The organism is Marinobacter sp. (genome assembly GCF_041687235.1).
Classification (GTDB): Bacteria; Pseudomonadota; Gammaproteobacteria; order Pseudomonadales; family Oleiphilaceae; genus Marinobacter.
Map to the genome: position 1 here is coordinate 189,840 of NZ_JAWLCH010000006.1, position 18,960 is coordinate 208,799.

An 18,960-nucleotide genomic window follows, 5' to 3' on the forward strand; every position below is an offset into this window, starting at 1 on the left:
AGAGTGCCCTTGCAACTGCTCATCATGCGCCACGGCGAAGCCGGCTGGCATACGCTGGACCAGGAGCGCGAACTGACCGAGTCGGGTCGCCTGGGGGTTGCGGAAGTCGCTGCCCGTATTGCGGAGTCGCCCTGGCGTCCAAAGTTGATCTGGAGCAGCCCCTATGTGCGGGCGCGGCAAACTTCCGCCATCGTTTCTGAAATCCTCAATTGCCCGGTTGAGGAGAAAATGTTCATCACCCCGGATGACGATCCGGGGGAGTGCCTCGACGCGCTGATTGATCAGCACGAATCACCACTGTTGATTGTGTCCCACATGCCACTGGTCGGAGCCCTTGCCACGCTTCTGGTGGATGCCCATCGGCGTGGTATCCCGTTTATGACGTCCCAGGCAGTGATGCTGGATATGCCGGTGGTCGGCCCCGGCTGCGCAGACTTGAAAGCACAGTTTCTGCCCTGATACTCCGGTTATCCGATTTCTGAATCCTCAACATCCGAGTCTGACTATGTACAGCTTTCCCATCGACTACGTAGAGCCGGTATTCCGGCCGCCCAGTGAGGCCAAGTCACTGATTCTGCCGGTCACCAACGGCTGCTCCTGGAATAAATGCACCTTCTGTGAAATGTACACCCAGCCACAGAAAAAGTTTCGGGCCCGCAAGCCTGACGACGTGCTCCAGGATATCGAGAAGGCAGCCCGTACCCTCGGCGGTGTACGCCGGGTTTTCCTCGCGGACGGCGATGCCATGGTACTGCCGACCCGTCGACTGCTTGAGATCCTCGGCCAGTTGAGAGAGGCTTTTCCGGAGCTGCAAAGGGTCTCAAGTTACTGCCTGCCCCGGAACCTTGCCAAAAAAACCGTCGAAGAGTTGGCGCAGCTCAAGGAAGCGGGCCTGCAGATTCTATACGTCGGGATGGAGTCGGGTGACGACGAAGTACTACGCCGCGTGAACAAGGGCGAAACATGGGAATCCACCCGCTCGGCACTGCTCAAGATCCGGGAAGCGGGCCTGACCAGTTCGGTCATGGTTCTGAATGGCCTGGGCGGGGAGAGCCTCTCTCGCCAGCATGCCATCAACACCGCGACCCTCTGCAATGAAACCCAGCCGGACTATCTGTCCACTCTGGTGGTCAGCTTCCCGCAGGGCGAGGAACGTTTCCGGGAAGGTTTCGGTGACGATTTCGTGCCACTTTCACAACAGGGGCTTTTCGAAGAGATTCGCCTCTTCCTCGAGCATCTGGAGCTGGATAAAACCATCTTTCGCAGCGACCATGCCTCAAATTATCTGGTCTTGAAGGGAACACTGGGCCGCGACAAACAGAAAATGCTGGACCAGGTGAACCTGGCCATCACCAATCCCGGCGCCGCACCGCTCCGGGCAGAATGGATGCGCGGGTTGTAATTCACAGAATCGGGAGCCACCGTTATGAGCATGAATCCGGAGAATCTCGCAAAGCAGGTGGAGGAAACCGTGAAGAATGCCGGCAACCCGCCCCTCGATCAGTGGAATCCGGAACTGTCTGGTGACATGGATCTGCGTATCAGTCGGGATGGCCAGTGGATTTTCAAAGGCGAACCTCTGGCACGGGAAGCGATCGTGAGACTCTTCTCTACCATCCTGCGTCGGGAGGAGGATGGCGAGTACTACCTGGTGACGCCTGTAGAAAAGTGGCGGATACAGGTTGAGGACACGCCGCTTCTGGCGCATTCGCTCCAGATATCTGGAGAGGGCGACCGGCAGGTCATCTCACTGACCACCAACGTGGGCGAAACCCTCGAGATTGGCCAGCACCATCCACTGGAAGTCGGTACCTATCCGGATTCCGACGAGCCTCGTCCGATTGTGAACGTTCGTCACGGTGTGGAAGCGCGGCTGGTCACCGCTGCCTACTACGATCTGGCCGAGCATGTGGTCGAGCGAAATGAGGACGGTCACCCGGTTCTCGGGGTATTCAGTCACGGAATTTTCTACAAAATCGGGCAGGGTGGTTGAAAACCCGTACCTTGGCCCCAGAATTACGGTAGAAAACGCATTAACTCAGTTGTTAAACTGTGTTTTCATACTTGTTATGAGCCTGGCTCTCTAACGAGGCCCGGTGGTCGTTAGTCCCTCTGTGCAGTCTGGCTGTTCACGATCACTTTCGATTGCCTAAATCAATTAAACAGTCATTGCGACACGCAAGGAGATCACATGGCCCAACCTCGTGTTGTCACCATCCATTACACGCTCACCAACGATCAGGGAGAGCAGCTTGACTCCTCCCGTGTAGAAGGTCGTGAGCCCCTGTCTTATCTGGAAGGTGCACAGAACATTATCGGTGGACTTGAAAGTGCACTGAACGAAAAGAATGCAGGCGATCAGGTAAAGGTTTCTGTAGAACCTGCTGAAGGCTACGGCGAAGTCAACGAAGAGCTGATCCAGCCGGTTCCGCGTTCTGCATTTGAAGGCGTTGATACCATCGAGCCGGGCATGCAGTTCCAGGCACAGACCCCGGGCGGCCCTCAGGTTGTTCGCGTGGTTGAAGTTGGCGACGAGACCGTCACCATCGATGCCAACCATCCCCTCGCTGGCCAGACTCTGCACTTCGACGTAGAAGTGGTAGAGGCTCGCGATGCGACTGACGAAGAGCAAGAGCACGGCCACGCTCACTAAGCTTTTCTGAAGCGCTAGAGAAACGGCTCCCACGGGAGCCGTTTTTTTTGTGCCCGGAAATAATGATGTCGGATTACGGCTTCGCCTAATCCGACCTACAGAGACACGCTTCGAAGCCTCACACCAACCCCCGTAGGTCGGATTAGGCGAAGCCGTAATCCGACAACCAGGCAATGAAACCTGGGTTAGTAAGTAGGTCGGATTAGGGGAAGCCGTAATCCGACAATCCGAAAGCAAAAAAACGGCCCACGAGGGGCCGTTTTTATTTCCGGAATCCGGACTTACATGTTCGGATAGTTCGGGCCACCGCCCCCTTCCGGAGTTACCCAGTTGATGTTCTGGGCAGGATCCTTGATATCACAGGTCTTGCAGTGGACACAGTTCTGGGCGTTGATCTGGAACCGCTTGCCACTGCCGTCGTCCTTCTCAACAACCTCGTATACGCCGGCAGGGCAGTAACGCTGCGCTGGCTCGTCGTATTTCGGCAGGTTGTCGCGAATCGGAAGCTCCGGATCTGTCAGCTTCAGGTGCACCGGCTGGTCTTCCTCATGGTTGGTGTTGGAGATAAACACCGAGGACAGGCGGTCGAAGGTCAGAGTGTTGTCCGGCTTCGGATAGGTCACCTTCTTGCACTCGGCCGCCGGCTTCAGGGTGGCGTAGTCCGGAGTGGTGTCGTGGAACGTGATCGGCAGGCTGCCACGCAGGATGTTCTGCTCGAAGAAGGCGATAGCACCGCCAACCACGTTGCCGAACTTGTGCATGGCCGGGCCAAAGTTACGCTCGGCGTAAAGCTCCTTGAACAGCCAGCTGTCTTCAAACTTCTTCTGGAAGCTGCTGATTTCCTCGCCACTCTTGCCGTCCTTGAGCGCTTCGAAAACAGCCTCGGCGCCCAGCATGCCGGACTTCATGGCCGTGTGGGAGCCCTTGATCTTGGAGCCGTTCAGGGTGCCAGCGTCACAGCCCAGGAGCAGACCGCCCGGGAAACTCATCTTGGGCAGGGCGTTGTAACCACCTTTGGTAATCGCACGGGCGCCGTAGGAGACGCGTTTGCCGCCTTCGAGGTGTTTCTTGATTTCCGGGTGCAACTTCAGACGCTGGAATTCCTCGAACGGACTCAGGTGCGGGTTGCTGTAGGAAAGATCAGTGATCAGACCCACGTAGACCTGGCCATTTTCAAGGTGATAAAGGAAGGAACCACCGGTGGAACCTGTCTCCTTCAGCGGCCAGCCAGTGGTATGAACAACCAGTCCCGGCTCGTGTTTGGCCGGATCGATGTCCCACAGCTCCTTGATGCCGATGCCGTAGTGTTGCGGATCCTTGCCTTCGTCCAGTTTGAATTCGTTGATCAGACGCTTGCCGAGGTGACCACGGCAGCCTTCGGTAAACAGGGTGTACTTGGCGCGCAGTTCCATGCCCGGCATGTAGCCGTCTTTTTCGGAACCGTCACGGGCCACGCCCATATCACCGGTAATAATGCCTTTTACCTGACCGTCTTCAACGATGGTCTCGGAGGCGGCAAAGCCGGGGTATACCTCGACACCAAGCTGTTCGGCCTGTTCGGCGAGCCAGCGGCACAGGTTGCCCAGGCTGATGATGTAGTTGCCATGGTTGTGCATGTTCTTGGGCACAAACGCATTGGGGATCTTGGTGGCGCTTTCCTGGTTCTTCAGCAGGAAAATGTCGTCACGGGTAACCGGCGTGTTCAGCGGAGCGCCTTTCTCTTTCCAATCCGGGAAGAGTTCGTTGAGGGCAGTGGGCTCGAATACGGTACCGGCCAGAATGTGAGCGCCGATCTCAGAACCTTTTTCTACCACGCATACGGTCAGTTCCTCGCCAGCTTCCTGTGCCAACTGCATGACACGGCACGCTGCCGACAGGCCCGCCGGGCCGCCGCCGACGATCAGAACATCAAATTCCATCGATTCGCGTTCCACGTTGGTCTCCTCAAACATCTTTAATGGATATTTTGTGCCCGCAGGCCAATTATTCTGGGCCGCCATCATACCGGTAAAAGTGCCTATAGACGACTGCCCCAAGACGGATGACCCGACTTGCATAGCCAGAAGGATACCGTATTTGAAGAATCAAACAAACGTTTGTTTGAAATTCGCTCTGTCCTTTGGCATTGTAAGAACACACTGAAACATCGTGTGTTTTGAGTCGAAATCTAGTATCGTCTCATTGCCGTTCCCGGTCAATACCGGGCAATTGGCTGAAAGTTCAGTCCTGGTGCGTCGTTTGAGGCTATTGATTCTGCTGAGTGTTGCCTCCATCATTAGTGCGCATTGAATGTCGGCAGGCTCTGCGCGAGGACTGCAAGTCATAAACCCATCGTAGAAGAACGAGGAATCTATGAAGGTTCTGGTCGCTGTAAAACGAGTAATCGACTACAACGTAAAGGTGCGCGTCAAGCCGGACAACACCGGTGTTGACCTCGCCAACGTCAAGATGGCAATGAACCCGTTCTGCGAAATCGCGGTTGAAGAAGCCGTTCGCCTGAAAGAGAAGGGTATTGCCAGTGAAATCGTGGTGGTATCCATCGGCCCGAAAGCCTCCCAGGAGCAGATCCGTACTGCGCTGGCGCTGGGTGCGGACCGTGGTATCCACGTCGAAACCGACGAGGAGGTTCAGTCTCTCGAAGCGGCCAAGCTGCTCAAGGCTGTTGTTGAGAAAGAAGAGCCAAAGCTGGTCATTCTTGGCAAACAGTCCATCGATTCCGATAACAACCAGACTGGCCAGATGCTGGCCGCACTGACCGGCATGGGTCAGGGCACTTTCGCTTCCGAAGTGGTTGTTGAGGGCGACAAGGTCAACGTTACCCGCGAGGTAGACGGTGGTCTGATGACCGTTTCCCTGAACCTGCCTGCGGTTGTCACTACCGACCTGCGTCTGAACGAGCCGCGTTATGCTTCTCTGCCGAACATCATGAAGGCCAAGAAGAAGCCGCTGGACAACATGAGCCCGGCCGATCTGGGTGTCGACATCGCTCCGCGCCTCTCCACCCTGAAGGTTGAAGCACCTGCTTCCCGTCAGGCGGGTGTGAAAGTGGCCGACGTTGCCGAGCTGGTCGATAAACTGAAGAACGAAGCGAAGGTGATCTAAATGAGCATCCTTGTAATTGCTGAACATGACAACAGCAGCCTGAAACAGGCTACCCTGAATGTTGTAGCGGCTGCCAAGGCCATCGGCGGAGACATCGACGTACTGGTTGCCGGTGAGAACTGTGGCGCCGTTGCTGAAGCAGCTGCCAAGGCTGAAGGCGTTAACAAGGTACTGGTTGCCGATAACGCTGCTTATGGTCACTTCCTGGGCGAGAACCTGGGTGAGCTGGTTGCCGAAGTAGGTAAGGGCTACAGCCACATCCTGGCCGCCGCTGGCACCGTGGGCAAAGATTTCATGCCGCGTGTTGCTGCACTGCTGGACGTTGCCCAGGTTTCCGACATCATGCGTGTGGAGTCCGAAGACACCTTCGTTCGCCCGATCTACGCGGGTAACGCCATTGCCACTGTTAAGTCCAGTGACAGCATCAAAGTCGTTACTGTTCGTCCGACCGCCTTCGACCCGGTTGCTGGCGAGGGTGGCTCCGCTGCTGTTGAGCAGCTGGACGTTGTAAAAGACGCTGGCCTGTCCCAGTTCGTAAGCGAAGAGCTGGCCAAGTCTGACCGTCCTGATCTGGCAAGCGCCGGTATCGTTGTTTCCGGTGGTCGCGGCATGCAGAACGGCGACAACTTCAAGATGCTGGAGCAGGTAGCTGATCTGATGGGTGCCGCCGTTGGCGCGTCCCGTGCTGCTGTTGACGCCGGTTTCGTACCGAACGACATGCAGGTTGGCCAGACCGGTAAGATTGTGGCTCCGCAGCTGTACATCGCCGTGGGTATTTCCGGTGCCATCCAGCACCTGGCCGGTATGTCTGATTCCAAGGTGATCGTTGCGATCAACAAAGATGAAGAGGCACCGATCTTCCAGGTTGCCGATTATGGCCTGGTAGCGGACCTGTTCGAAGCTATTCCGCAGCTTGAAGAAGAGCTGAAAAAAGTTCTGTAACTTTCTGTTCAGCTTGAGAAAAGGCACCTTCGGGTGCCTTTTTCTTTTGGGTGAAACCCAATTACCTGCCATGATACCCGGCCCCGACTGTTGAACCGGATACACGAACCATGACCACGATGCCTTTTGACGCGTTAGCCTGCCCACTGGACGGCTGCCCACTGGTGCCCAGCGAAAAAACCTGGCGGTGCGAAAATGGCCACAGCTTCGATGTTGCCCGGCAGGGCTATGTGCATCTGCTGCCGGTCCAGAAGAAACGCACCCTGGACCCGGGCGACAGCAAGGAAATGGTCGCGGCCAGGCAGCGGTTCCTGAGTGCCGGCTTTTACACAAAGATCGCCGAGGCGGTTAGCGATCTTGCGCTGAAGGCGCTGGCCGGTGAGCGGGTTGGGTCGGTACTGGACGCCGGTTCCGGAGAGGGCTATTACCTTCGCCACCTTTCGGCCATGGCCAGCGACACAAGCCTTGCCTTGATTGGCGTTGATATTTCCAAATGGGCGGTCCTGGCAGCGGCAAAACAGGACAAACAGACTCGATGGGTGGTGGGCAGCAACGCAAACCTGCCGGTGATGCCGGAATCACTGGATCTGGTGCTTTGCCTGTTTGGCTTTCCGGTTTACAGCGAATTCGCCCGGGTACTCAAGCCCGGCGGCCAGGTGATTCAGGTCGATGCCGGTGCGGACCATCTGCGGGAGCTGCGCGAAATCATTTACCCCGAACTGAAACCGCCCGGCGCCAATGAGGGCCTTGCTCCGGAGGGTTTCCGGCAGCGGGATTCAACCGTGGTACGTTTCCCGCTAGCCCTTCCGGACCAGAACAGCATAGGCGACCTTCTGGCCATGACGCCGCATCTTTACCGGGCGACCTCAAAGGGCCTTGAGAAGGCCGCGGCACTCGAATCACTCAATGTGACCGTCGATGTCGTACTGAAGCGCCTGGAAAAGGGCTGACAGGCGACGCTTATTGGCCGTCGCCTGAATCTGCATCCTTTCCCCGTTTCCGGGAAGCAAGCCGCTTTTCAGCCTTGCCGATGATCAGGGTGTCCGCAAGAATGTGCAGGGCCTTGTTGGTCGTGCGCACGGTTCGATAGATCTGCTGGCTCGTCTCGTCGTGGGTTGCCCGGGCCTTGCGCGCGGTCTGCCGGAACTCCTCATCTTTCGAAAACAGATCGATCAGCCCGAACGTGGTGTTGGAGATCGCCTTGTGCAGCTTTTCCACTGCACTGGCACCGCTGGAGACGGAGTCCTCGAGCAATCTGGCACGGTTGCGGACTTCCAGAAGGTCCATCCTGCTTTTCTGTATGGCGCTGTGGGCCGCCACCCGGTGCGAGTTGAGGATCCGTGCCTGTCGCCGGCAGAGCAACAGCTGCCAGTAGGCGACGGAAAACCCGCTGAAGGCCAGGAGCAGCAGAAAGAGTACGCTAACGGTCATGCTCATAATAATGCGCGCCTTTCCAGGTTTTCAGTCAACGCGATCATCGATATTCGATCTGCATTTCCACATCAATCTCACGCTCGACCATCTCTTCCTCGAGCTCTTTCATCACTTCCTGATACACCATCTTGCGCACCATCACCGGAAGCTTGTCAGCGAGCACCCGGGCAGACCGGGATTCACGCTTTGCCAGGGCAATCGGATTCAGAACACGCAGCGTAATTACCAGCTCCGGTTCCTGCTCGGAATCTGCGATATCGTCGTTTTCCATCATTCGGGCGATCACTTTGCGTTGCTCAAGAACCTGCCAGCAGACAAAACCGCTGAACAGGACAAGCAGGGTGCTCAGTACCATCAAAAAGGTGATCAATTAGAACCTCCGCAAATCGTTCCATGCACTGTCATGCAGTGTGCCCTAAGGAGGGTGACAAACGATTGGCCGTGAAGACGGCTTCAGGGGCGCAGCCAGGAAAGTAGAACGAGCACTCAAAACTGTTAATATCGGTTGCAGTTGTTAAACGAGCTACGCAGAATCAATGAGTTAAGGCCGGCTATTCATACCAACAGAGGATTGTTCATGGTTTGGTTCAAGGCGTTTGCAAGTGGTTTTCTCGCGACCCTGGTGTTTCATCAGGGCCTGTTCGCATTGTTCTGGCTCGGCGGTATTGTCCCCGCGGCGCCGTTTAACCTTTCTCCGGTACCACCGCTCGGCGTGCCGCAGGTTGTATCACTGGCGTTCTTCGGTGGCCTGTGGGGCATGTTGCTGTGGCTGATTCTCGGCCGCCTGGCGGGGGTGAAGTTCTGGCTGGGGCATGTCATTGTAGGTGCCATAGGTCCCACAGCAGTCGCCATGCTGGTGGTATTTCCCCTGAAAGGGCTCGATGTTTCTGCCCAGACCTGGGTAGGCGGACTTCTTCTCAACGGTTTCTGGGGCCTGGGCGTGGCGGTATTCATGCGCCTGATGGGTGCGAAAGCGCCTGTCGGAGTTCATTAAACTCTGAACCAGCACCCAAACAACTCTCTATCAATTCGTTTTAAATGCAGCTGACTAAGGAAGAGCAATGACTAAATCCGCTGAAACGGCCTACGATCTGGTAGTGTTCGGTGCCACCAGTTTCGTTGGCCAGATTCTTACCCGTTACTTGCTCGAAACCTACGGAGTGGGTCAATCGGTGAAATGGGCAATTGCTGGTCGCTCCGAGACCAAGCTCAACACCCTGAAAGCCGAGCTTGGCGACAAAGCCGGGGATCTGCCGGTGATTCTGGCTGACGCGTCCGATGAAGACGCTCTGAACGCCATGTGCGAGCAGACCCGGGTGATCATTTCCACCGTCGGCCCCTATGCCCTTTATGGTGAGCCGCTGGTCCAGGCCTGCGTGCGCAGCGGCACCGATTACTGCGATCTGACCGGCGAAGTTCAGTGGATTGCCAAGATGGTGCAGCGCTACGAGGAGGAAGCGAAAGCGTCCGGTGCGCGCATTGTTCACTGCTGTGGTTTTGACTCAATTCCTTCCGATATGGGCGTCTGGTTCCTGCAGAACCAGGCAGAGCAGACCTTCGGCACACCATGTCGGGATGTCCGCATGCGGGTGAAAACCGCTAAAGGCGAATTCTCAGGCGGCACCGTTGCCTCCCTGATGAACGCGGTGAAGGAAGCGGCAGCCGATCCGAAACTGCGGAAGCAAATGGCCAATCCGTTCTCGATCTGCCCGCCGGAGCATCGCTCCAAGACCCGTCAGCCCAGCCTGAAAGGCGCAGAATTCGACAAGACCTTCAACGCCTGGCTCGCACCTTTCGTAATGGCAGCGATCAACACCCGAGTGGTGCATCGTTCCAACGCCCTGCAGAACGCGCGTTATGGCAAGGAATTCACCTACGACGAAGCCATGATGACCGGTCGTGGTACCAAGGGACGTTTGGCAGCGTATGCTATCACCGGTGGGCTGGGCGCATTTTTGATGGCCTCGGCCATCAAACCGACCCGCTGGGTGGTTGAGAAATTTGTGCCCAAGCCGGGCGAAGGTCCCAGCCCGGAAGCCCAGAAAGCCGGGTTCTACGATCTTCGTTTCGTAGGTCGCACGGAGGATGGCAAAACCATCATCACCAAGGTGACCGGCGATCGAGACCCGGGCTACGGTTCAACCGGCAAAATGCTGGGCGAAGCGGGCATGTGCCTGGCGTTCGATATTCCGGCGGATCAGCCGGGCGGGTTCTGGACGCCTTCCTCATTGCTGGACGGCAAGCTGATGGACCGGCTCACCAGCAAGGCGGGCCTGACCTTCGAGGTTCTTGAAACCCGCTAGCCGCTCAGATGAATCACACGGTCGGTGCCCGGAAGGGCATCCGACCCGTGTGCCAGACTGATCACGGTTTTTCCTTCCAGAAGCGATTCCATCCGTTTGGCAATCCGCGCCCGGGTTTCGGCATCCAGGCCTGTGAATGGCTCATCCAGTATCACCAGCGGGGCAGGGTTCAGTAACACCCGCGCCAGGGCGACACGCCGGGCTTCACCGCCGGAGAGTCGACTGCCTGCGCTACCCAGCCAGGTGTCGAGTTGATCCGGTTCGGTTGCGAAGCGCTCAGCCAGTTCCACCTGCTCCAGCATGCTCCAGAGCTCGGTATCCGAAGCTTCAGGCGAACCCAACAACAGGTTGGCGCGCAGGGTATCTTCAAACAACACGGTTTTCTGGGTCAGGTAGACGCAATCGGTGCGCGCGAGACGGCCCTGGGACAACGGCAGCAGGCCGGCGAAGACATCGGCCAGCGAGGATTTGCCGCTGCCGGAATGGCCGAGGATGCCAATGCGTTCGCCATCCCCAACCTTAAGGTTGAATCGCGTGAACAAAGGCGCATAACCACGATATTTTACCGAGATGGTGTCGGCCAGCAGGGCGACCCTGGGCGGCAATTCACCTGCCGTTGGCGCAACAGGCTGTTCATCTTCCCGACAATCCCTGTTCAGTCGTGCTGCCGAGGCAACCGTTGCTCCCAGCTTGCCAAAGGCATCCGGTAGCATCGCGTAGACCTCAGCCAGACCGAGCAGGGCGATGGGCAGTAACACCAGCACCGGGCCGGACAAGGTACCAGCCTGGAACAGTGAAAAACCGACCCAGAGCGCCAGAACGGCAGAGAGATTGACCAACAGGTGGGACCCGGCCAGATGCCAGCCCACGCGAGTATCTGCCTTCGCCTGCTCCGAGGTCACCTGATGGGCCTGGCGCATGAGCCAGGCGGCATGTTTGCCGGTGCGTCCGGCTGCGGTCAGCTCCGGGAAGCCTTCAATATGCTCGATAACCGCAGTTCGAAGCGCTTCCTGCCGGTCGCTCTGTCGGGCAGCCAGCCGCCAGGTCCGCAGGTAAACACCGACCGTGGCGGTTACCAGGGAAATCGTCAGGAACAGCCCGACCAGCAGCGCCGTGCCGGTATCAAATAACACCGCGGCCAGAACCACCATCAGAAGCGTTACCAGGCCGGCAAGCGCGGTTGGCGCGATCAAACGCAGGTACAGGGTATCCAGGGCATCGACATCGCTCGTCAGCCGGGACAGCCATTGGGCGCCGCTAAGCTCGCCACGGCGGATACGGCTGGCCACCGACAATTGCCGGAACAGTGCCACGCGGATGTCCGTAAGCAGGCGCAGAACGGTATCGTGGTTGTAGACCCGTTCCAGATAACGGAACACCGTGCGGGACACGGCAAAAAACCGGATGGCGCCACCGGGCACATAGAGGTTTATGGTCGCTGCCACACCGGCAGCCAGCAGCAGGCCGACCAGTGCGGTTTCGGTAATAAACCAGCCCGAAACCGCCAACAGGCCAATGCCGGAAAGCAGGGTGGCGAAGATCAGGAAACCACCCACAACCAGGCGCCCCGGGCGTTTGAAGATCAGGTCCAGCCAGGGTTTGAGATCACGCATCGCGCACCTCCCCGCCGGACACCAGCAGCACCCGGTTTGCCAGGGTGAGCAGGGCGTGGTGATGGGTGGAAAAGACCAGTGTTTTGCCCGCTACCGCCAGTTTATGCAGCGCCTCCAGCACAAACACTTCGCTGTCGCTGTCCAGACCGGCCGTGGGCTCATCCAGCAGGATCAGATCGTAATCGGCCAGGAAAATCCGAGCCAGACTCAACCGGCGGGCCTGGCCGCCGGAGAGCCCCTGACCTTCCTCAGACACCGGGCTATAGATTCCCTGTTGGCGGCTATCCAGGAGCGGACCAAGACCCACGTTGCGAAGGGCTGTTTCAATGGCAATATCGGAGGCATCCGGCGTGGTCAGCCTGAGATTGTCCGCCCAGGTACCCTGCACCAGAAACCCTTTCTGGCCCAGCCAGCCGAACCGGAAGCTGCCCGGCGCCTCGCCGAACAGGTGGATCTCACCGGCATCCGCTGCCATAAAGCCGGCCAGCAGATGAAGCAAAGTGGATTTACCCCCACCGGAAGGGCCGGTGAGAGCAACGACTTGCCCTTTGTGAATGGTCAGGGACAGGTCTTGCAGTACGGTCTGGTCCGATCGAAAGCGCTTAGTGACAGAGCGCAGCTCGATCCGGTCATTCGCACCCTCAACGGACACCCGCTCGGTTGAGGTTCCCTGATTCACTGGAGCACCCAGGCGTTCCAGTATCTCGGTGCCCGCGCCCATGGCCGCGGCCCGATCATGGTAATGCTGGGAGAGTGTTCGTAGCGGCTGGAAAAACTCCGGAGCCAGAAGGAGAATCAGCAAACCGGAATACAGGGTCAGGTCCCCGGAGGGGCCATAGGTAATGTACCCGAGCAACCCAAACCCGATGTAAATGGCGATGACCGCAATGGCCACCGAGGCGAAGAACTCCAGCACCGCCGAGGACAGAAAAGCGACCCGGAGCGTTTTCATGGTAATGCGCCGGTAGTAATCCGAGCGTTTGCGAATGAGCTCGGCGGCCCCGGCGGTCTGGCCGAAGAGCTGAAGCGTAGTCAGGCCACGAACCTTGTCCAGAAACTGCCCGGAAAGCCGGCTAATGGTTTCGAAATGCTGCTGGTTCAGTTTCTCCGCGCCCATGCCCACAAGGGCCATGAACAAAGGAATCAGCGGTGCAGACAGAAGCAGGAAGATGCCGGCCAGCCAGTCCAGCCAGAACACCAGGGCCAGGATCAGCAGAGGCACAATCATGGACAGGGTCATTTGCGGCAGAAACCGCGCAAAGTAACCGTGCAGGGCTTCTACATGGTCGATCCACTCCCGGGCAAGGGTGCCGGCAGAGGACTGGCCCAACTCAACCGGACCGGTGGCCTGCCAGTGCTTGTGAAGTTGTCGGCGGGCATCCCGGCGAACCTGCTCACTGCAACGCGCCGCGAATCGGGTCTGAAAACCCTGTCCAAGGGCACGCACGCCCATGGCCAGGATCAAACCAAAAAAGAGGGGAGTAAGGTCCGCAACCGGAACCTCGTCAATCACACCCAGATGGATAATCCGGGCCAGCAGAACCATCTGGATAATGGTGGCAATCCCGGCAACGGTACCGGCAGCCACCGTACTGCGAATCCAGAAACGGCTGCCACGGGCAAGTTCCGCAAGCCATCCCTTGACAGCCGTCTGGTCGGTGGCGGAGACACGCTCTCCACCACCATGTGCCCGTGGCTCCGCCACTTAGTGGTATCCCTCACCGGCACGCACCTTGCCGCGGAAGACCCAGTAGGTCCAGGCGGTGTAGGCCAGCACAATCGGAATCACGAACAGCAGCCCCAGCAGCAGGAACAGCTGGGATTCGTACGCGGAGGCCGCATCCCAGAGGGTGTATTCCGGCGGCACCACGTACGGCCAGCGGCTGACCACCAAACCCAGGTAAGTGGTAATGAACAGGCCCATGGTGGCCACGAACGGCATGCCTTCCTTGCGGTCACGAACCGACCGGTAGATCTGGAACGCGCAGAGCAGGGTCAGCACCGGCAGAATCCAGATCACGGTCAGGTTGGAGAACCAGCGCTCCCAGACCATCGGGTCGACGAACGGCGTCCAGACACTGATAATGCCAAACACCACCAGCACTGCGGTGAGAAGCGGCAGGGTGATCCTGTACGCCCACTGCTGCAGATAACCCTCGGTTTTCATGATCAACCAGGTGGAACCCAGCAGGGCATAGCCAGCCAGCATGCCCAGGCCGGTGAGCACGGTGAACGGCGTCAGCCAGTCCAGCGCGCCGCCCACGTAAACGCCGTTGGCGGTTTCAAAGCCCTGGATATAGGCACCGACCACGGCGCCCTGGGCAAAAGAGGCAACGGTAGAGCCACCGGCAAACGCCCAGTTCCACAGGTAACGGGACGTCCGGGCCTTGAACCGGAACTCGAACGCCACGCCCCGGAAAATCAGCCCGGCCAGCAGCAGGAACACCCCAATGTAGAGCGCCGGCAGAAAGATGGAATACACCATCGGGAAGGCCGCCAGAAGGCCAGCACCACCCAGCACCAGCCAGGTTTCGTTGCCGTCCCACACCGGGGCCACCGAGTTCATCATGGTGTCCCGGCCTTCCTCGCTCGGGGCGAAGGGGAAGAGAATCCCCACGCCCAGGTCAAACCCGTCCATCAGCACATACATGATGATGCCGAAGCCAATAATGAATGCCCAGATCAGGGGCAGATCGAACAGTTCCATAATCAGTGACCTCCCTCGTTGACGGGCTTGGCGGTGCCGACGGTGCCGCCGGATTCGTGTTCAATTTCAAAGGGAACATGGGCCGCAGAGAAGGGACGCTTGGGTCGCTCGGCCTCATGCTCGTCTTCATCCCGGTCTTCAAGACCGACATACAGCACCCGCATCAGGTAATACACACCGGCCGAGAACACCAGAGCGTACACAACGATATAGCCGATGAGCGTGAACAACGCCATTCCGCCGGTCAGCGACGGGGTAAGCGCCTCTGCTTGGGTCATCTGGCCGTACACCAGCCAGGGTGCCCGGCCCACTTCCGTGACGAACCAGCCGGTCAGCACCGCAAGGAAGGGCGCGATACTCATGAAACGCATGCCCTGCAGGAACCAGTTGGTACGCCAGTAACGACCGCCGGCACGCAGAACCAGTCCGGTAACCGCGAAGGCAATCATCAGCAGGCCAATACCCACCATGATCCGGAAGGACCAGAACACGATCCCAACGGGGGGCTGCTCGTCCACAGGAACCGCGCTTACGCCCGGGACCTCACCGTCCCATTCATGGGTCAGAATGAAACTGGCCAGGCTGGGAATACCGATCTCGTAGAGATTCCGCTGATTCTCCTGATCGGGAATGGCAAACAGCAGCAAGGGCACATTGCGGGAGGTTTCCCAGTTACCTTCCATGGCCGCCACTTTGGTCGGCTGATGCTCCAGAGTGTTCAGTCCGTGGAAATCACCCAGGACCGCCTGCGCCGGCGCAATGAACAGCAACAGCCACAGGCACATGGACAGCGCTTTCTTGTTCGCCTCAATCTCGCGCCCCCGCAGCAGATACCAGGCGCTCACACCGGCCACCACAAAACCGCCAGTCAGGAAGGAGGCCAGACCCATGTGGGCAAAACGATAGGGGAATGAAGGGTTGAACAGTGCCTCGCTCCAGGATGTGACATAGAACACCCCATCACGGAGCTCAGTGCCGGCCGGAGTCTGCATCCAGCTGTTGGCCGACAGAATCCAGAACGAGGAGATAAAGGTACCGAGCGCAACCATGATGGCGGCAAACAGGTGAACACCTGCAGGCACCTTGTCCCGGCCGAACAGCAACACCCCGAGGAACGCCGCTTCAAGGAAAAACGCGGTAACCACCTCATAGCTCAGAACAGGCCCGAGGAAGTTGGCTGAGGCCTGGGCGAAGTTGCTCCAGTTGGTTCCGAACTGGAACGACATCACAATGCCGGACACCACCCCCATGCCAAACACCACGGCAAAGACCTTGGTCCAGAAGGCAGAGAGCTTCACCCACAACGGGTTCTCGGTTTTGAAGGCGAGACCTTCAAGTACGGCGATGTAGGAAGCAAGCCCGATGGTAAACACCGGAAAAATGGCGTGAAATGACACCACAAACGCGAACTGGATTCGCGATAAGATGAGAGGATCAAGTTCCATGGGAACCCTCCGGTAACGTTTACGTCATAACAAACGGGCCCAGCGAACCCGTTCAGCCGCTGCCTTAGCTCTGTTTGTTATATTGTTATTACCGGCAGATGGTTACTATGCTACTAAACATGGTAGCAAATCCGATAGGGCGGATTGTCGCACCCTTTGATTTATAACAAGTATGGGGAACCCCATGAGCTTTTACGAGGACCGGATACTGCCCCACATCATAGACCGCGCCTGCTCAATGGGCCAGGTTATGAAACTACGCAGCCAGGTGGTACCCCACGCCAGAGGGGTGGTTCTGGAGGTTGGCATGGGCTCTGCCATCAACATGGAGTTCTACAACCCTGCTAACGTGGATATGGTGTACGGCCTGGAACCCTCAGAAGGCATGCGCCGAAAGGCCCAACCCAATCTGGCAAGATCCCCCATCAAGGTAGAGTGGCTGGACCTGCCCGGGGAGAAAATACCCCTGGAAGATCACTCCGTCGACACCGTACTGCTCACCTTCACCCTGTGCACTATCCCCGACTGGCACGCAGCCCTCCTGCAAATGTGGCGTGTACTCAAACCGGGCGGCGAACTCCTGTTCCTGGAACACGGGGAATCTCCCCACGATGGCACCCGCAAGTGGCAACATCGCATCACCCCCGGCTGGAAAAAGCTGGCCGGCGGCTGCCATCTGAACCGCCACATCGCAGACCTGATCCGACACGCCGGCTTCGACATCCAGGAACTGGAAAACCTCTACATCCCCAAGGCCCCGAAAATCGCCGGCTACATCTACAAGGGCAGGGCAACCAAGCCCGCAGAAGCCAGTTCAACTGCATAGCGGCGAGGGCAGAATCCGAATTGCGTTACCCCACGCAGACTTATACAATTCTGCCCGTCAAAACCTCCCCCGAATGCTCCGGTGGTGAAATTGGTAGACACAAGAGACTTAAAATCTCTCGACCGTTAGGTCGTGCCGGTTCGATTCCGGCCCGGAGCACCATTATCTCTTCGACATCGCCTCCAGCATTTTATTCACCGCTTCCAGATGCTCCGGCTCGTTATGGCACATGCCCTGGAAGTTCGCGCATACGTCCAGGAAATCCTTCAGTTCCATTCTCGGCGCCATCTTCATCAGGCGCTTTGTGAGCCGCGTAGCTTTGGGCGGCTGGCTGGCCATGCGGCCTGCCATGGCATTCGCGGCGTTCATCAGTTCGTCCGCTGGCACCACCTCCAGAACAATGCCCAACTCTTTTGCCTCGGCGGCGTCGATCACCCGGCCGGTGAGCGTAAGCTCGAACGCGCGCTGGTAGCCGATGAGGCGCTGCATGAACCAGGCGCCGCCGTCGCCGGGGATAATGCCGAGGTTGAGGAAGGTTTCGCCGAACTTTGCGCTTTCCGAGGCAATGCGGATGTCCGCCATATTGGCCAGGTCGAAGCCAGCACCAATGGCGGGGCCGTTTACGGCGGCGATGATGGGTACTTCGACGTTCTGGAGGGCCAGGGGAATGCGCTGGATGCCTTTGCGGTAGCGGTCGGCGCATTCGGCCACGTCACCGGCGAAATCGCCGCTGCGGTTGGCCATGTCCCGGATATTGCCCCCGGCGCTGAACGCAGAGCCCGCCCCGGTGATCACCAATACCGACACGTCATCGCACTGGTTCACCCATTCCGCTGTGTTCACGATGTCGTCGATCAGGTGTGAGCCTGTCAGCGCATTGCGCAGGTCGTGGCGGTTGAGGGTGAGGGTGGCTACCCGGTTTTCCAGGGTGAGCAGTGCGTCGGCGAGCTTGGGTACGGTGGTCATGATGGCGGTTCCTTGTTTTTGATCAGCGCGTATCTTCGCGCGCGGGAACCGGGTTAATCAACTGCCAGCCGCGCCTTTCGGTATCGGCTTACTTCCGTCCAGCCGTGCACCGCCAGGGCCGAGAATACGATTACGCCGCCCACCAGGCTCAGTTTTGGCGGCACTTCGCCCAGGAACAGCCACACCAGGAAGGACCCGAGCACCGTCTCAAGAAGCAGCATCAGACTGACCTCTGCCGCCGGAATGTAGCGTGGACCAATCTGGATCAGGATGCAGGCGGTTGGCAGGAACACCAGGCAGAGCAGGGCGATAAAGAAGAAGTCCCGACCCGACGGCATCCGGGCTCCACCAAGCAGCGCGGCAACGACAGCCAGCGCGAGAGCACCAAACATGAGCATCACGCTCATATCACTTTCCGGTTTGGAGCGTGCCACGTTGAGGTTGGAGGCAAGCGCTGTCGCGGCAACGACGGCCATGAGCAGGCCCAGGGGATCGCCTTTGCCGAATTCGCCCACGGCCATAAAGGTGGCGCCGGTCACACACACCAGGATGACCACCCAGGTTCGCAGGGGCAGGGTCTCCTTCCAGACCGCCCAGGCGATAACGGCCGCGATAACCGGCGCGGTGTTGAGGATCACCAGCACATTGCCGGCGGCCGTGTTCTTCATGCCCACTACGAATCCGAGGGTGCTGATAGCAAAAGCACCGGCACAAAACAGGCCCTTACGGCCGCATTTGCGGATTTCGGGCACCAGCCGGGAACGGTATCGGGCCCAGCTGATCACAAGGAAACTGATGGCCAGTAACAGGCCCCGCCAGAACAGGAACACCACCGGGTCTACGGAGGTAATTTTTACCAGCAACGCATCCGGGACGATAAACAGTACGCCCAGGGCTGCGATGGTCAGTCCTTTGATTCGGGTTGTCTGCAAAGCGGGTTCGCCTGTTCTGATGCCGGCTCAGGGAGCC

The 18,960-nt window shown here is 58.4% G+C and carries 19 protein-coding genes and 1 tRNA gene; 11 read left to right on the top strand and 9 right to left on the bottom strand.

Features of this window, described 5'->3' with window-relative positions; genetic code table 11:
* Window positions 1-9: 9 nt before the first annotated feature.
* From ACESMK_RS10855 to ACESMK_RS10870, 4 genes are all read left to right on the top strand, one after another.
* Complete coding sequence (locus ACESMK_RS10855) at window positions 10-459, top strand: SixA phosphatase family protein (RefSeq protein WP_372998123.1); 450 nt, start codon at window positions 10-12, stop codon at window positions 457-459.
* 46 nt (window positions 460-505) lie between these two features.
* A complete protein-coding gene (locus tag ACESMK_RS10860) occupies window positions 506-1,402 on the top strand; it encodes a radical SAM protein (RefSeq protein ID WP_372998126.1) in 897 nt (298 codons plus the stop codon).
* A 24-nt stretch (window positions 1,403-1,426) separates the two neighbouring features.
* Window positions 1,427-1,993 carry a DUF1285 domain-containing protein gene (locus ACESMK_RS10865; protein ID WP_372998128.1) on the top strand — a complete coding sequence of 189 codons (567 nt, stop codon included), beginning with the start codon at window positions 1,427-1,429 and terminating at the stop codon, window positions 1,991-1,993.
* A gap of 198 nt (window positions 1,994-2,191) precedes the next feature.
* Window positions 2,192-2,653 (top strand): peptidylprolyl isomerase, encoded by a 462-nt coding sequence (locus tag ACESMK_RS10870; protein ID WP_008171631.1) that lies wholly within the window; start codon window positions 2,192-2,194, stop codon window positions 2,651-2,653.
* 281 nt (window positions 2,654-2,934) lie between these two features.
* Here ACESMK_RS10870 and ACESMK_RS10875 read toward each other — a convergent pair whose 3' ends face one another.
* Window positions 2,935-4,587, bottom strand: coding sequence for an electron transfer flavoprotein-ubiquinone oxidoreductase (locus ACESMK_RS10875; RefSeq protein WP_372998132.1), 1,653 nt, complete (start codon window positions 4,585-4,587; stop codon window positions 2,935-2,937).
* A gap of 418 nt (window positions 4,588-5,005) precedes the next feature.
* Between ACESMK_RS10875 and ACESMK_RS10880 the strand changes: the two genes are divergently transcribed.
* The 3 genes from ACESMK_RS10880 to ACESMK_RS10890 all read left to right on the top strand — a co-directional run bounded on the left by ACESMK_RS10880 (window position 5,006) and on the right by ACESMK_RS10890 (window position 7,647).
* Entirely contained in the window at window positions 5,006-5,755 is a 750-nt protein-coding gene (locus ACESMK_RS10880; protein WP_372998136.1) for an electron transfer flavoprotein subunit beta/FixA family protein, read from the top strand.
* On the top strand, window positions 5,756-6,697 hold the full coding sequence (locus ACESMK_RS10885; RefSeq protein ID WP_372998139.1) for an electron transfer flavoprotein subunit alpha/FixB family protein: 942 nt from the start codon (window positions 5,756-5,758) through the stop codon (window positions 6,695-6,697).
* A gap of 110 nt (window positions 6,698-6,807) precedes the next feature.
* Window positions 6,808-7,647, top strand: coding sequence for a putative RNA methyltransferase (locus tag ACESMK_RS10890; RefSeq protein WP_372998143.1), 840 nt, complete (start codon window positions 6,808-6,810; stop codon window positions 7,645-7,647).
* A 10-nt stretch (window positions 7,648-7,657) separates the two neighbouring features.
* Here the strand turns inward: ACESMK_RS10890 and ACESMK_RS10895 are convergent, their stop codons facing one another.
* Window positions 7,658-8,134 (bottom strand): hypothetical protein, encoded by a 477-nt coding sequence (locus tag ACESMK_RS10895; RefSeq protein ID WP_372998146.1) that lies wholly within the window; start codon window positions 8,132-8,134, stop codon window positions 7,658-7,660.
* 37 nt (window positions 8,135-8,171) lie between these two features.
* Window positions 8,172-8,501 carry a hypothetical protein gene (locus ACESMK_RS10900; RefSeq protein WP_372998149.1) on the bottom strand — a complete coding sequence of 110 codons (330 nt, stop codon included), beginning with the start codon at window positions 8,499-8,501 and terminating at the stop codon, window positions 8,172-8,174.
* 207 nt (window positions 8,502-8,708) lie between these two features.
* On the opposite strand from ACESMK_RS10900, the gene ACESMK_RS10905 reads away from it, so the two are divergent.
* Both ACESMK_RS10905 and ACESMK_RS10910 read left to right on the top strand, forming a co-directional pair.
* Window positions 8,709-9,125, top strand: a complete 417-nt coding sequence (locus ACESMK_RS10905) for a hypothetical protein (RefSeq protein ID WP_372998152.1) — start codon at window positions 8,709-8,711, stop codon at window positions 9,123-9,125.
* 67 nt (window positions 9,126-9,192) lie between these two features.
* Complete coding sequence (locus ACESMK_RS10910; RefSeq protein ID WP_372998155.1) at window positions 9,193-10,434, top strand: saccharopine dehydrogenase family protein; 1,242 nt, start codon at window positions 9,193-9,195, stop codon at window positions 10,432-10,434.
* Here the strand turns inward: ACESMK_RS10910 and cydC are convergent.
* Genes cydC through ACESMK_RS10930 form a run of 4 tightly spaced genes read right to left on the bottom strand, consistent with a single transcriptional unit; the run spans window position 10,431 to window position 16,199 of the window.
* The gene (gene cydC, locus ACESMK_RS10915) at window positions 10,431-12,047 is read right to left on the bottom strand and encodes a thiol reductant ABC exporter subunit CydC (RefSeq protein WP_372998158.1); all 1,617 of its coding nucleotides are present in this window, start codon (window positions 12,045-12,047) and stop codon (window positions 10,431-10,433) included. The genes ACESMK_RS10910 and cydC overlap by 4 nt on opposite strands.
* Window positions 12,040-13,752, bottom strand: coding sequence for a thiol reductant ABC exporter subunit CydD (cydD, locus tag ACESMK_RS10920; protein ID WP_372998161.1), 1,713 nt, complete (start codon window positions 13,750-13,752; stop codon window positions 12,040-12,042). Before cydD ends, cydC begins: the two co-directional genes overlap by 8 nt.
* Window positions 13,753-14,754, bottom strand: a complete 1,002-nt coding sequence (cydB, locus tag ACESMK_RS10925) for a cytochrome d ubiquinol oxidase subunit II (RefSeq protein ID WP_372998164.1) — start codon at window positions 14,752-14,754, stop codon at window positions 13,753-13,755.
* Window positions 14,755-14,756: 2 nt separating this feature from the next.
* On the bottom strand, window positions 14,757-16,199 hold the full coding sequence (locus ACESMK_RS10930; RefSeq protein ID WP_372998167.1) for a cytochrome ubiquinol oxidase subunit I: 1,443 nt from the start codon (window positions 16,197-16,199) through the stop codon (window positions 14,757-14,759).
* A 184-nt stretch (window positions 16,200-16,383) separates the two neighbouring features.
* Here ACESMK_RS10930 and ACESMK_RS10935 point away from each other — a divergent pair, with 184 nt between their 5' ends.
* Both ACESMK_RS10935 and ACESMK_RS10940 read left to right on the top strand, forming a co-directional pair.
* Complete coding sequence (locus ACESMK_RS10935; protein ID WP_372998170.1) at window positions 16,384-17,025, top strand: class I SAM-dependent methyltransferase; 642 nt, start codon at window positions 16,384-16,386, stop codon at window positions 17,023-17,025.
* A gap of 75 nt (window positions 17,026-17,100) precedes the next feature.
* Window positions 17,101-17,187: transfer RNA gene (locus tag ACESMK_RS10940), tRNA-Leu, on the top strand.
* Here the strand turns inward: ACESMK_RS10940 and ACESMK_RS10945 are convergent.
* Together ACESMK_RS10945 and ACESMK_RS10950 are read right to left on the bottom strand one after the other, a co-directional pair.
* The gene (locus tag ACESMK_RS10945) at window positions 17,188-17,991 is read right to left on the bottom strand and encodes an enoyl-CoA hydratase-related protein (RefSeq protein ID WP_372998172.1); all 804 of its coding nucleotides are present in this window, start codon (window positions 17,989-17,991) and stop codon (window positions 17,188-17,190) included. It lies immediately after the preceding tRNA gene.
* A 53-nt stretch (window positions 17,992-18,044) separates the two neighbouring features.
* Window positions 18,045-18,923, bottom strand: a complete 879-nt coding sequence (locus ACESMK_RS10950) for a DMT family transporter (protein WP_372998175.1) — start codon at window positions 18,921-18,923, stop codon at window positions 18,045-18,047.
* Window positions 18,924-18,960: the final 37 nt, after the last annotated feature.

Excerpts from the sequence above, each read along its gene's own strand:
- ACESMK_RS10860 (WP_372998126.1), top strand. The coding sequence starts at position 506 with ATGTACAGCTTTCCCATCGACTACGTAGAGCCGGTATTCCGGCCGCCC.
- ACESMK_RS10865 (WP_372998128.1), top strand. The coding sequence starts at position 1,427 with ATGAGCATGAATCCGGAGAATCTCGCAAAGCAGGTGGAGGAAACCGTG.
- ACESMK_RS10870 (WP_008171631.1), top strand. The coding sequence starts at position 2,192 with ATGGCCCAACCTCGTGTTGTCACCATCCATTACACGCTCACCAACGAT.
- ACESMK_RS10880 (WP_372998136.1), top strand. The coding sequence starts at position 5,006 with ATGAAGGTTCTGGTCGCTGTAAAACGAGTAATCGACTACAACGTAAAG.
- ACESMK_RS10885 (WP_372998139.1), top strand. The coding sequence starts at position 5,756 with ATGAGCATCCTTGTAATTGCTGAACATGACAACAGCAGCCTGAAACAG.
- ACESMK_RS10890 (WP_372998143.1), top strand. The coding sequence starts at position 6,808 with ATGACCACGATGCCTTTTGACGCGTTAGCCTGCCCACTGGACGGCTGC.
- ACESMK_RS10895 (WP_372998146.1), bottom strand. The coding sequence starts at position 8,134 with ATGAGCATGACCGTTAGCGTACTCTTTCTGCTGCTCCTGGCCTTCAGC.
- ACESMK_RS10905 (WP_372998152.1), top strand. The coding sequence starts at position 8,709 with ATGGTTTGGTTCAAGGCGTTTGCAAGTGGTTTTCTCGCGACCCTGGTG.
- ACESMK_RS10910 (WP_372998155.1), top strand. The coding sequence starts at position 9,193 with ATGACTAAATCCGCTGAAACGGCCTACGATCTGGTAGTGTTCGGTGCC.
- cydC (WP_372998158.1), bottom strand. The coding sequence starts at position 12,047 with ATGCGTGATCTCAAACCCTGGCTGGACCTGATCTTCAAACGCCCGGGG.
- cydB (WP_372998164.1), bottom strand. The coding sequence starts at position 14,754 with ATGGAACTGTTCGATCTGCCCCTGATCTGGGCATTCATTATTGGCTTC.
- ACESMK_RS10930 (WP_372998167.1), bottom strand. The coding sequence starts at position 16,199 with ATGGAACTTGATCCTCTCATCTTATCGCGAATCCAGTTCGCGTTTGTG.
- ACESMK_RS10935 (WP_372998170.1), top strand. The coding sequence starts at position 16,384 with ATGAGCTTTTACGAGGACCGGATACTGCCCCACATCATAGACCGCGCC.
- ACESMK_RS10945 (WP_372998172.1), bottom strand. The coding sequence starts at position 17,991 with ATGACCACCGTACCCAAGCTCGCCGACGCACTGCTCACCCTGGAAAAC.